The following is a 13,078-nucleotide window of genomic DNA, read 5'->3' as shown; positions in this document are numbered from 1 at the left end:
TTTGTTATCTAAATTTATTTTCGCGACACCAAATCCTTTTCGACATTTTTGTTATTATTATCATTAAAATACAATCCTTTTTTTACAATAAGTATAAACAGCAAACGAGGCTCCTACCCTTATGACTAAACTGATTATTTTGCACTACTACCTGCTATTCAGAATAAAAATAGTGGTGTTCTGGATAACTCAAAAAAGCGACCAAAAGACCGTTTCGTCTTTTGATCGCTTTTTTTGAACTATTCTGTTAGTTAGCAGGACCGTTTTCGTATCCGAGAACAAAAATGTATCTACTCACTATCTTTCTCAATGAACAGGAGTAACCACCAAATTCTAGCCGCATCACCTTTTGTTTACATTCTAAGCTTCAAACCCACATTAGTGAAAAAGTTCTCCATGATGCAAATCTATAGATTGCGAGACGACTGTAGGTGAACTCTCTCATTAATGGTGATCGATCCAACTTGACTGCCCTCTAACGAAAAACAATAAGATGCATTAGTTTCTTTGAAAATTTGTCTCAAACCTCTGCAAAACCTTCCAATCGCAACCGGCCGAGTCCCCCGCCTATTTACTCCGCCACACAAAAAATGACTCTTCAATTGAAAAGTCATCTCGTCATTTCTTGATTGTAAAACTGTAACAGCTTCGGAGACAGGCGATAGCCATAGCCCCAGACGGTGTCGATCATCTCATCTTGGAAGCCTGCTTCATGAAGCTTAGCTTTCAAACGTTTCACCAGAACTGAAAGCTGGGTCAACCGAGAATTATTCGGTGGCTCTTCCCAAATGTACTGACACATAGACTCGCGAGAAATAATTCCATCTTCGCTTCCCAATAGACATTCAAAGGTTTTCCGTTCTTTTTTCGTTAGTCTGCCCTTGAACTCTGTTAATGTCCTTGGCGATTCATCCTTCTGATAGAGAAAGACGATATTTTGGTTCTCATTTTTCTGGCAGCTAGCCAGATTAACCGCAAATTGCTCCCGTAGGAAATCCAGTGAACACGTATCACAAACCCACGTAGCAATTCCCAACTGATACATAACTTCTTTTTCTTGTGTCAACGGTTCTCTATTAAACTTACGAACCAGTAAATTGTCTTCGAAATCCACGAATATCAGTAGTTCACGAATTTCTTCATTGGTCAGTGTCTCACTGAAAATAATTGCCTGATAGCTTTGGATTATCTGCAGCCAATTCGGGTTGTTTTTCATTTGTTTCAACATGGCGACAGAGCTAAATACTTCATAGTTTAAGCGCTGCAGCTGATCTTGTAATGTCTGTTCCACCAGTAGATTCTTGGTTAAAATTAAGATTGGCCTCACTACTACCCCTCCTTTATTTTATTCTCCTATTGAACGTTATTCATAATTCCATCTCTAATTCCTTGATCCTGCCCGTTGTCACACAGGATTGCTTCTAATAAAAAAAGCGAGATAACCAAACCTAGTCAGTTCCCTCGCTTTTCAACAGACAAATACGATACTTAGTTAAAACCAAAATCCTTTTCTTAATCAAAGGAGTGAATATTCACTCCTTTGCCTTTAACTACCCGAAAAAAAATTCAACTGTGTCTGCCAGTTAAGGTATAGGAAGATCGCGGCGCCCACAGCCAATAATGCGACAAAAAGCAACCCGCAATCCACCAGCAATACCATTGGCTTCAGCTCCATCGTTACTCGAAGATTACTGTCTTTGATAAAAAACAACAGGAAACTAACTAGCCCGATCACGGCGATTCCTGCAAATATTCCTAACCAGATTGGAATAGTCATTCTTCACTCTCCTCATTTTGTATCGTAGTCGAATGATTCACGCTACAGAATTATCAATCAAAATTATTAGATACTAACTTCTAATTCACCAGCTTTAAGGCGTATCATTCAACGACCAGGTCAGCTTTGCTTTGTATAAGGTACTCTTTTTACCTGCGTTAGCCGGTACATTTAATGAAATAGCATTAAACGGCATTCGCAGCTGCCAAATCTCTTGTCCTTCGCCAGGCTGTGCCGAAATTAGGATTTTCGATGTTTGTCCCGCAACTAAGGTTTCTGATGTCTGAACCGTACTTGGCGTTCCAGTCGGTGTCGGATTGATCGTTTCTTGCGGCGTATCTCGATCTAGAATATTTTCAATCGAAAGATTTCCCAAGACTAATTCCGTCCCCGCACTATTCGGCATCACTTGACCCTGCGCATCCTCAAAATTTGATAATCCGACAGTAAGTTTCCACCCCGTACTCACAGCACGATCGTCCTTAATTCGAGTATGAAATCCCTTAGTGGTCACATTTGTATTCGTTTGATAGTTGTATGGATGAAGATTGTACGTTGCTGCAGTTGATTTCATTTCCTGTACACCGTAATTGAAAGCTTTCGGAAATGATTCGAGTGCTAAATCCTTAGATTCTTCAGGCTTATAGACCTGTTCGTCATCTAAAATTTGAACAGCCCCTTTTGATTGGTTCGAGTACGGGCCCGCAGTGGTATCATCTTCCCAACCTAGATCTCCTGTTGCTTCCAGCCAATCATCTACATTACCAGATGCAGTGGTTTTAAATGTGATAGTGATATCCTCTCCCTGATCCAAATCACCTAAACTATTCGTGACTTCAAGATCACCAATAGCTGGTCCAGGAGATCCGTTCTTTTGAACGACAATACTTCCCGGAACAATGGATAATCCAGCAGGTAAGTTCAACTTAGCTTGAATATTTTCGGCTTTTTTAGTTGTTAAACTGGTGATAGTCCAGTTCCACTCTACCTCTGTATCTCTATAAACCTTATTTCTGTTGACCGGCTTCAACTCGTTACCTAACTCACTTAAAGGAATAAAAGTTATAGTCCCGCTAAATTCTTTAATTCCTGTAGCAGCACCCTCAACCAGCTGTGAAGCGTCATAACTAAAATTGATGTACTTCTCCCTTAAAGATCCACTAGTCACATTAGATAATAAAATTTTATCGCCATTATAGTTAAAAGTTGGGGAAGGCGAAACCGTACCATTACTAGCTGATAAACCCGCCTGAGCTGTTGTTCGTAATACATCAATTTCTGCCTTTCCATCAATAGAGACAGGCGGAACAGGAATTAGGATTTGTTGGCCCCTTGCATTAAACTCTCTTAATTTTGTTAAACCATTTAAGCTAGTTATACTAGTCAATTGATTGGATATGCATGACAAATCAATCAATTCAGGGTTGTTGCTTACATCTAGTGTGCTTAACTGATTGTAATGACAGGACAAATACCTCAACGCAGGGGTGCTACTGACATCTAGTGTGCTTAGCTGATTATTTTGACATTGCAAATCCCTTAACGCAGGGGTGCTGACATTTAGTGTGCTTAACTGATTCCTATCACATTGCAAATTTCTCAGCTTAGGGTTGTTGCTTACATCTAGTGTGCTTAGCTGATTCCTATCACAGCGCAAATTAGTCAGCTCAGGGTTGTTGCTTACATCTAGTGTGCTTAGCTGATTACCGTTACAGATAAACGTAGTCAATTCAGGGGTGTTGCTGAGATCTAGTGTGTTCAACTGATTGACCTGGCAATCCAAATAAGTCAATTCAGGGGTGTTGCTTACATCTAGTGTGCTAAACTGATTATCACTGCAGTTCAACCTAGTCAATTCAGGTTTGCCGCTGAGATCTAGTGTGCTTAGCTGATTACTATAACAGACCAACTCAATCAATGCAGGATTGTTACTGACATCTAATGTGCTCAACTGATTGAACTCGCACTCCAAATAAATCAATTCAGGGCTGCTACTTACATCCAATGTGCTTAGCTGATTCTCCTTACAATACAAACTAGTCAATGCAGGAGTGCTGCTTACATCCAAACTACTCAACTGATTACGCTCACAATTCAAATACCTCAATTCAGCTTTGCCGCTGACATTTAAGTCGCTCAACTGATTGTTACTACAGTTCAAATGAGTCAAATTCACCGCAAACTCAATCCCTTTAAGACTGGTAAGATTTCGACTGCTAACACCCAGATTCGTCAGGCTCTCCATAAAATCATCCGTCATAGGATTCGGTGCAGCCGGATAGATGCTCCGAATTGCATTCGCAAAATCCTCATCAATATCATAAGGTGTTAAACTACTCGGTGATCCTTCTTCCAAGACATTCCCTGCCATCGGCATAATTCCGCCTCTGGTTTCAATGCGTTCGTTCTTGATTTCCGGCGGTTCTCCACCTGAATCACTAGAAGGAATAGGTGCTGCTTCTAGTCCTACTTCTGATGAAGCATCTGACTCAGACTCTGCTTCCGGTACATCCAGAACGTCTGTGTTTTCAGGAGTAGGAACTTGATTCTGTGCTTTTTCCTTGTATTCCTGCAACGGATCTTCTGCTTTTGATGAAATAGTTGTCTCCCCGACAGGTACATCCTGCACCGTTTCCGCAAAAATCAGGTTTGCTGGAAATAGTGTACTGCCCATGATCAAAACACAGCCTAAAGTTCTTAATTTCTTACCCATTCTCTTCCTCCTCTCTTAGACGAGTGAAGAGAAACAACCAGAAACAACAGGCGATACAGGCTAATCCTATGCCTTGAAGCAGCACCACTTGTCGTTGCTCACCGGTCTTTGGCAAGGTTCCTCGACTAGTTGCTTGTGCTTGATTTGGTTGCGTCTGGTATCTCGTTTGTCCCAAAGTTAGGGGCAGAACATTATTTGATGGTGATGGTTCGTAAGGTGCCGGATCAACTGGTGTTGGTCCAGGTGGATTCGTCTCCTCAATGAAACCAATCCCCACCTTCGTCTCTTTAGAAGAATGTTCTTCTGCCATTACTGGCGTTGGGAAAAACAAACTAAGCATTGTCATTACTAGTAGAAATTTTTTGAATTTCACATCCCTCACTTCCTCCCTTCTTTCCATTGCCTTTGACGATAGACGAGGTAACCGATTAAACCAACTAACGAAAGGATCAACAGAGCTGCCACCCACGGCACCCAGTCTGGTACGGTAACCTTAAAGACGGTATCTTCGTTCACCTTGTCTGCTTCTTCACGACCCACCGTGAATTCTTCTTCCCAGGTCCAAGTTCGCTCGTCACCCTTGGCTTCACCTGTAAAGACATACGTACCCGGCATAAAACGTTCGATTCCTAAAGGCATTTCAAAGTCAAAATTCGAATTAGGCGCAACAGAAAAGTCTTGCATTTCCAGATCTACCAAGACTTCCTTCTCGCCTTTTTTTCTCACTTCACCTTTGATGTTCATCTCTTGCAGTACTTTCGGCTGATCGTTTTGAATTGTAGCCGCAATCACTTTTCGCCCATTGGATAAGGTTAAGCCCACCTTCTTCAAATGCAGCTCTGCTCCATGATTAAAGGTCTCACCATCTTCAGTAAGCATGAGCGCAATCACTCGAGCATATTCTGACACTAGTCCGCTTTCATTTTTCTCACTCTCGTCACCTTCTCGAACAAAGCGTAACGAGCCCAATTTAACACCAGGGAAAGTGTCCTTTGGTGCGGTGATTTCGTATTCCACCAGCTTTTCTTCAAAGTTTTGAACCGTGACTTCTTTGAGATCGTCTTTAATCTTTACTAAGCCCGTGATAGGATCGGTAAGACTCTCATCCAGCTTTGGCTCCGGGTTGGCATAGTCAATCGCCCCCACCGAACTGCTTACGGCATCGTGTACCGCTAGCTTTACCGTGACAGGTTCTTCTTGTGTACTGATGACCTTCACTTGGATCGTCTGTTTTTGTTCCGGCTCCAGCTTTAAATAATAGTAGGTTTTGGTTTTATCCACTTGGTTGTCAGGAATCACGCTTTCAACGGTGAAGCCTGCTGGGCTCTGCGCCTCGTCTGCCGCCTGTCCAATTGCTGGGAAAAAGAAACTCATCCATAATAATAGTAAAAATAGACTCGCATTTTTCCCTTTTTCCCGTATCGTCATGACCTTCTCCTCCATAAAAAAAGGGGAGAGGAGATGCCTCCTGCTCCTCTTTCCATCATTCACTGTTAAATTGTGTCATCCAATGACCAAGTTAATGTACCAGTATATTGTTTACCTGCTTGGGCCACACTAGCTGGAACATTCAGTTTAATACTGCTGCTCTCCATTTCCATAGCAGTCATGCCTTTGTAAGAGGTAGTACCAACACCATCATCTTGCATTACCGGTACAGCCGTTCCTCCTTGAGTAAGTGTCTGAGTAGCTGCTGCCATAACTGCGGTATGTTGCGCAGTTGGTGCAGTGATTGACCCAGGTGTTTCTGGTGCTGCTGATCCGTTATAAGCTTTCTTCACAGTACCGAATTCCAAAGTTGCGCCAGTCAGTTGTGCAGATCCGCTCATCATATTGCTTAAGCTGGCAGTCAATTTCCATTCATCCGTAGTTGGAGTTGTACGTCCGTCACTAACAACCACGTATTTATTGGAGCCAGAATCTTCATTGAAGGTAGCTGCCACAGTATTTACTGTATTCGCACTACCAAAATCAAAATTAATTGGAGCCCATTTAATCTCTAGTGGATCACCAGTAGTACCAGGATCATGCCCGCTAAATCCAATCCCAACTTCAGTCTCAGCATTGTCTGTCTCATCAGCCAATGCCGTTCCACCTAATACACAAACACCCAAAACACTTGCGCTCGCTAGTAAACTAGCCAATAATTTCTTTTTCATTACCATTTCCCCTTTTCCTTTTTATAAAAATTATTTATATCAAATGGTACTTCTCCATTGATACCGAAATAATAGAAAAATCATCGTGCTATAATATAAAGTGATGGCTTTCTATTTCTCCTGTTCGTTGGAAAAACAGGATAAGCACAAATCCCTCTACAGCGGGCTTGTTTGCTATATTTGACCATTTATTTTGACCACTTATGGTTAGTTAAGCGAATTATAAAATAACAAAAAGAAATTTTTCGGAGGTCAAATTTTTGAGGTTTTAGCGAGATTTAGGAGCAAATGAAAAGTTTCTAGCAATTATTTGAAATAGAAGGGCATTTTTCTGAATAATTAGGAAGTAAACGATTACTTGAAAAAAAGCAAAAAAAGGGAGGGTAAGGAGTGGAATACCACTTTTTAAAAACGATTAATTAAGCGATTGCGCGGTCCATTGCCCGAATAGCAGCGATCTTCTGATCGTGGCTAGAGTGGGCATAGGTATCCAAGGTCATCTTCGTTGAAGAATGCCCTAATAGCTGGCTAACCGCCATAATATCGGCATTTGTTTCTAAACAGCGCGTCGCAAAGGTATGGCGCAGCTGATGAAAATGGATCGTTGAAAGCCCTGCTTTTTCACGAATCTGATGAAAATGATAAGTTAAGAGTCGTGGTTCACAGGGTCTGCCATTGGTTGTAAACACGAATTCTTCATCGTTTGTTTGGTTTTGCTTTAAGTTTAACAATAATGCTTTAATCGATTTACTCATGGGAATAATTCGTTGTGCAGCCTGAGTTTTAGCCGTTCCTAACGTTAATTCCGTCTTATTTCCGCCAATTAATACCCGTTGATAGGTATTGTTTACATGGATTAACCCATTATCGAAGTCCACTTCTTCCCACTTTAATGCAGCAATTTCACCAATCCGCATACCTGTCCCCATGGCTAAGGCAACTGATTGTGCCCGCGCATCCTCTTGGGCATCCACGACTTTTTGCAGTCGTTTTTGTTCCTTTAGAGTCAATGCCTGTACCTGTTTCTTGTCTGCTTTAGGCAGTGGCATACCGATACAAGGATTCTTATCCAGGATCTCTTCAGTTACAGCTTGGTCCAAAATTTGCTTCAATAGACGAAAAACGACGCGCATGCTGCTCCAGGACAGACCTCTTAGTCGCCAAGCTTCAATCGCTATCGCAATTTCACGATCATCAATCTGGTATAAAGACAGCTTCCCTAAGTGTTCCCATAGATATTCACCTAATTTGTGTTGATAGCTGGCATAGGTGGCAGGCTTCAAGGTACTCTTTTTTTCCTCCACCCAATGCTCACTCCAATCTTTGAAGGCCATAATACTCTTACCGTATAGGCGCATCATGATTTCTGCACTCTTCTTTAAAGGCTCTAATTTTTGCTTCACTTCATCATACGTGTCACCATAAATCGAACCGTAAATCAGTTTTCCTTTAGCGTTACGGCCCTTGTGATATCTGCCCTCCCATCTCTCGTCAGATCGCAAGTAAATACATTCTCCAGTGCGTGCCATAAAATAATCTCCCCTTTACATAGTAGTCTATTCGTTGACCAAGTAAGTTGACCAAGTAAAAATGGTAGGTGTTTTGTCAGTTCTTACAAGAGAAACCACCTTTCAAAACACCTAAAACAAAATATTTTAAAACAATCTGTAATATGATGTTGCTTTCTTGGTTAATTTATTTTATAATTTTAACGAAAAGTGGTTTTAATATCATCAGAATCACAATAGTTATTGCTTAACAGCTTCAATATCCTGTTTTTCCAACGAACAGGATAACTTATAATAATTACTTCTCCCCTTCAAACCTATACAATTTCTTTTATTTTTACAAGTCTAATTTAAAATAACATAAGTTATTTTAAGATCAAGGAGTTTTTTTCGGCACTTTTTGATTGTTTTTAGGTCGATTCTGATGAGAAGCGTTTATTCCGACGAATTTCCCGCTGATCGTTTCTAAAAAATCAACAGTTCTCATTCATCCATTGAAATGTTCGTGCATTATTTTATTCCAAATGAAGGCTAACATTAAATAACTAATGTTATTGTGATTCGTTGATAAATTTGAATGAGAATATCGTTTGTTCTCATTATCTTATAAATAGCTTATCTGCTTATTTATTGAATTTTCTTCTACTCATCGATTTCCTTTCCTTTTTCTTGAATGACTTCCAGCGAGGATTAAAATAAAAGAGATAAAATTTTTTTATGCCTGGTCGTCATTTGGTTTTGTTCTCTTCCCTTCCCCAGTGTTTCTAATACCAAATAATCTGCACCGTATTTTTAATATTTATAACGATTTTCGATTACACGTTCCTCGATCATTTATTATAATAACTAATTATAAAAATCCGAAGGTTCATCTTATTTGTAGTTATTTTCAAATAATAGGTGCTTTACAATAGCGGAATATTTGCTATACTTATTGAAAAATAATGAAGGGGTGCTTTTTATGGATTATTCTTTACGAAAAGAACTATTAAAAGGGACAGTGTTAACAGGAACGAAATTATCAGAAGATTGGCTGCAGCTTTGTGAGCTCTCTAAAGAAAATAATTTTTATAACATGAAGAAAATAACAGCTCTATTGGAACTGCCTTGTGATCTGGGAACTTTGGTGATTTGTGATTGGGAGATGTATATTGCCGATAGAAAACCGCTAGAGCTCTTAGAAGGATATTGTGACGCGCATCGACTGCTTCAACCAGAATTGGAACCGCTATCTGAAAGAAGATCTTCTTTCATACTGTCGGAGTTCACCTTATTTTCACTAAACGACTCGATTTGGTTAAATCCTTTAGAGATTCATCACCTACATATGCAAGGAAGGCGGCGTTTGGTTGAATTGGCAAATGGCTTAGGGCTGGAGGTTGGCCTCCGTGAAGAAGAAATCATTCAGCTGGCAAGTCAGGCTGCATACGGGTTGGCTCTTCGGCGAGCGGATGGAGCTACAGACTTGCGGCCGTTGGATCGTTTGCGGCTTCCAGCAGCACCTTTTGGCGATTTTTTACGTGAACAACCTCTTTTAACGAACTGGTTATTGCCATCTGGAAACTATCTATTGCCGTATCAGCTGAAGTGTCAACAGGAATTATTGTGGCGCAAGCTGCTGCTGGATTCTATCTTCTCCCCTGCGTTAGTCAGAGTTTAATGAGGATGGAGCGGATGAAACCTATGGAAAGAAAAACGTTGAACGACAAAGTTTTGAGCGATGTAAAACTCCCAGAGGATTGGCAGTATTTCTTAACTTCAGCCTCTGCTTTCAGTTATTGGCAACTGGGCGTGATCAGTCTGGTTTACCCATTACCAAATGGTCAAGGAACGCTGGTATTGCTGGACGATGTTCCTTATCTGGCAGAGGAAAAGCCGTTGGAAATGGTAGAAATGTTCTTTGAAGCCCATCGTTTGATAGATTACACCTTAATGCGGCAAACGTGCCAGTTATTGCCGGCGTTGCCTTCCAACAAAGTACCGATTGTGAACGCGCATTTTGCCTTGTTCCCAATTGAAGCGCCAGAAAATTCGGTCTGGCTCAATCCTTTGAGTATCGCTACTGTGCAGTCACAAGCGAGTGATTCGTTATTGGAATTGACTAACGGATTATCTTTGGAACTGCCAATTCATCGCAAAACCTTGCTACGCCTGTCTAGCAGAGCAGTTTACACTTTGGCTACCTATCGTCAAGATTATTCGGCTCTTTTACAGGCAGAAGGCCCGCCATTGAGTTATGTTCCTTTACAGGATACTCCTTTTGGCAGCTTGTTAAGTAAGCAAGAGCTTCTCCAGCAATGGTTATTGACACCTGGAGAGTTCTTCAATCAATACAAGCAGCAGGAATACCTGCAATGGTATCAATCAGAATTCAATCCATTGGACTAGCTGTCCACCCTCCTATCAGAAGTGATTCTGGTAGGTTTTTTTGACTTTTCATTTAAAGCAATCCACATGACCCTTGATATCCTTCTGTAGGATACTGTTATATTTAGATTTTTGAAAAATCTGATTTTTGCCCAAATATGCTTTTATATCAAGCTTTCATGCCTTTTCTTTTCAAAAAATGAAAGTTTCCCCAACACCCCCAAACTTTCCATTGGTAAAATTTACTGTGCGATTAAATCAACGTTTTACAATTTGAAAGTGGACAGTTTCTAGGGTCTGGGGACAGAATCCCATTTTGTTTTTTTATTCTTTTGGTTTATCTTTTAGTCACCGGCCGGAACAAAAAAATTAATCAGGAGGAATCGTGAAATGATTCAACAATTGGGAACAAAACTACAAGTACAAATCGAACAAGAAGGCGAAGACAAACAAAAGAAAGTCAACTTCAGCAACGTCATTTCAAATCCAGTAGAAGCCGACATCGTGAAATTGGGTGAAGTCATGGCAGATTTGGGACAAGAAGGAAGTTCTTTAGATAGTGTCATCGTCACTAACCAAACTCGTGTCGTTAAAACAGCTACTGAGTAAAGGAGGAAATTTATGCCAGAAACGAAATTAGTCGTTCGCTTCCGAAACGAACAGGACAAGATCCACACTTGGAGCTATGACAAGCCTAACACTAGTAAAACCCCCGCTGAAATCAAAGCAGCGATGGAGCAGCTTACTGAACTAAAACTGTTTAAAAAAGACGGGATTCACTTATTCGCCTCAGTTGTGAGCGCCGAATTCGTCACCGTCCAAGAAACAGAGTTATTCTAAAAAACTATTTCCGCGGCTTGATTGCCGCGGAATCTCAAGGAGGAAACCATCATGACTGATCTACCATTTACTCAATATCAAGTGTTTCATTTGAAAGCCAAGACGTTAAGAGAACAGATTTCTGCTTATTACCAAGAAACGCACAATAGTTCTGTTACTATCCAGCTGTTATTAGCTATGAAAATCCGGAATCAGCTGGGTGAACAGGATTTCGAACTATTTTTGAAGGATTTAGTGCGCCATCTATTTAGTAAAGCAACGGTTAATCGTGCGCTACGCCGCTATTTCTACTTCTTTAGCGAGTATTTTGAAGAAACTGAGTGGGAAATGATGACAGCAAGATGTTTTCCGCCTGCCTATGGAAGTACTGATTTAATGGAAGTCGTTCAAGCAACTATCACTGAAAATGGAACTGAATCCGAAGATTCGGAGAGTTCCTGAAGATAAATTCAAATAAAAAAACTAATTAAGGAGAGAAAAACACTATGTTAAAACTAGCAACTGTATTCGAAAACGCCGCCGGTAAAAACCACCGTTGGTCTTACAATGATCCAAATCCAAACAAAACACCTGAACAAATTAAAGCAGCGTTGGAAACCCTGACGACGTTGAACCTATTCCAAAAAGACGGAGTCCGCCAATTCTGCAAAGTCGTTTCTGCCAAATTTGTAGAAACTATCGAAACACCAATTTTCGATTTAAGTAATCAGGCAGAAACCTATGTCGCAGATCCTAACAATGCCTTTGCGCCATTCATTATTGCGGATGAAGTTACCCAAGTCCCTGAGCCAGTCAAAGAAGTTGAAAAAGCAAAACAAATCGCAGAACCAAAAGCAGCTAAAGAAGTTAAATCTGTAGCAACTGCTGTTAAATCTATTGAAGCCACAGCACCTAAAGCAGTGGAAATTAACAACAAATCTGTACAAAAAACAATCGAAGCAGCCAGTGTACCGGAGGCTGTTGTAGAAAGAGCTGGGATCACTAGCCAGGCCAAATCTACCTTGGACGCTTTTGCAGCAGGAACGACTACCGCAAAAGGTCCAGTAGTAACAGCAGATGTCATCGAAAAAGCTATTAATAAGACTGCTTCAGCTGAACAGCTGGAAGATGCTGAAACCGGACTTGAAGCACCTGCCGCAGAAAGTCCTGCAGTCAAGAAATCGTCCAATCCTCGTAAAGAAAAAGTCGATCGCCTGCGAGCCTATCACGAGGCCAACAAGAAGAAAACGAAAAAAGGGAAAAAGAAAAAACGCTAACTAGCGGCCCTAATTTCTTGTGCCGGAAAGGTGGTGATGCCTAACATTGCAGTGTTTATGGCGATGGCTGAACTTCTATCAAAGGAGGGATGCGACATGTTCATCCTAGGAAAGGAACGCTTGCCATGACTGTGTATCAAGCGTTGGCCTTAGCAATCGCTTTTGCCAGCTTGATGATCACCATTGACCGACATCACAAGAAATAAACCAAACTTACTCACACTTCGGCCATCGTCTTAAACGGTGCTGCCTTGAAGGTGCGTGCGCGCCGCACCTTTGATCTGAGTAAGGATCGGTTATTACTTAGGGCGTCTTTTTCATCTGTGAAGCTGGCTCTTTGAAAACTACATATTTTGAGGTGTTTTAGAACCTGATTTTACAGGAAATCACCTCTCCTATTCTCTCCAGCAAGTGATCATTTTTCGATTCATTCAAATCTTTTTGGATTTTTTCGAGAA

Annotated in this window: 13 protein-coding genes; 6 read left to right on the top strand and 7 right to left on the bottom strand. The window is 40.9% G+C overall.

From position 1 onward, the window contains the following. Positions 1-610 precede the first annotated feature (610 nt). The 7 genes from JZO70_RS08110 to JZO70_RS08080 form a co-directional block, all read right to left on the bottom strand. Positions 611-1,327, bottom strand: coding sequence for a winged helix-turn-helix domain-containing protein (locus JZO70_RS08110; protein WP_207673055.1), 717 nt, complete (start codon positions 1,325-1,327; stop codon positions 611-613). 219 nt (positions 1,328-1,546) lie between these two features. Beyond that, positions 1,547-1,777, bottom strand: coding sequence for a hypothetical protein (locus JZO70_RS08105; protein ID WP_207673054.1), 231 nt, complete (start codon positions 1,775-1,777; stop codon positions 1,547-1,549). A gap of 94 nt (positions 1,778-1,871) precedes the next feature. Then, complete coding sequence (locus JZO70_RS08100) at positions 1,872-4,490, bottom strand: WxL domain-containing protein (protein WP_207673053.1); 2,619 nt, start codon at positions 4,488-4,490, stop codon at positions 1,872-1,874. Next, on the bottom strand, positions 4,483-4,863 hold the full coding sequence (locus JZO70_RS08095; RefSeq protein ID WP_207673052.1) for an EF2685/EF0750 family sortase-dependent surface protein: 381 nt from the start codon (positions 4,861-4,863) through the stop codon (positions 4,483-4,485). Before JZO70_RS08095 ends, JZO70_RS08100 begins: the two co-directional genes overlap by 8 nt. 5 nt (positions 4,864-4,868) lie before the next feature. Further along, on the bottom strand, positions 4,869-5,918 hold the full coding sequence (locus JZO70_RS08090; RefSeq protein ID WP_207673051.1) for a WxLIP family cell surface protein: 1,050 nt from the start codon (positions 5,916-5,918) through the stop codon (positions 4,869-4,871). Between the two features lie 65 nt (positions 5,919-5,983). Next, on the bottom strand, positions 5,984-6,649 hold the full coding sequence (locus tag JZO70_RS08085; RefSeq protein ID WP_207673050.1) for a WxL domain-containing protein: 666 nt from the start codon (positions 6,647-6,649) through the stop codon (positions 5,984-5,986). Between the two features lie 419 nt (positions 6,650-7,068). After that, positions 7,069-8,178, bottom strand: a complete 1,110-nt coding sequence (locus tag JZO70_RS08080; RefSeq protein ID WP_207673049.1) for a tyrosine-type recombinase/integrase — start codon at positions 8,176-8,178, stop codon at positions 7,069-7,071. A 940-nt stretch (positions 8,179-9,118) separates the two neighbouring features. Here JZO70_RS08080 and JZO70_RS08075 point away from each other — a divergent pair. The 6 genes from JZO70_RS08075 to JZO70_RS08050 all read left to right on the top strand — a co-directional run bounded on the left by JZO70_RS08075 (position 9,119) and on the right by JZO70_RS08050 (position 12,620). Further along, positions 9,119-9,817, top strand: a complete 699-nt coding sequence (locus JZO70_RS08075; protein ID WP_207673048.1) for a hypothetical protein — start codon at positions 9,119-9,121, stop codon at positions 9,815-9,817. Positions 9,818-9,831: 14 nt separating this feature from the next. Beyond that, complete coding sequence (locus JZO70_RS08070; RefSeq protein WP_242703850.1) at positions 9,832-10,545, top strand: competence protein ComK; 714 nt, start codon at positions 9,832-9,834, stop codon at positions 10,543-10,545. A 369-nt stretch (positions 10,546-10,914) separates the two neighbouring features. Further along, a complete protein-coding gene (locus JZO70_RS08065; RefSeq protein ID WP_207673047.1) occupies positions 10,915-11,133 on the top strand; it encodes a DUF1659 domain-containing protein in 219 nt (72 codons plus the stop codon). Positions 11,134-11,145: 12 nt separating this feature from the next. Beyond that, positions 11,146-11,364, top strand: coding sequence for a DUF2922 domain-containing protein (locus JZO70_RS08060; protein ID WP_207673046.1), 219 nt, complete (start codon positions 11,146-11,148; stop codon positions 11,362-11,364). Positions 11,365-11,415: 51 nt separating this feature from the next. Beyond that, complete coding sequence (locus tag JZO70_RS08055) at positions 11,416-11,805, top strand: hypothetical protein (protein WP_207673045.1); 390 nt, start codon at positions 11,416-11,418, stop codon at positions 11,803-11,805. A 44-nt stretch (positions 11,806-11,849) separates the two neighbouring features. Next, on the top strand, positions 11,850-12,620 hold the full coding sequence (locus JZO70_RS08050) for a DUF2922 domain-containing protein (protein ID WP_207673044.1): 771 nt from the start codon (positions 11,850-11,852) through the stop codon (positions 12,618-12,620). The last annotated feature ends 458 nt before the right edge of the window (positions 12,621-13,078 follow it).

Origin of the sequence: Candidatus Enterococcus moelleringii (assembly GCF_017377575.1) — a bacterium.
GTDB lineage: Bacteria > Bacillota > Bacilli > Lactobacillales > Enterococcaceae > Enterococcus_A > Enterococcus_A moelleringii.
Note: the sequence above shows the minus strand (reverse complement) of the source record. Positions and strands in the feature narration are given on the sequence as shown.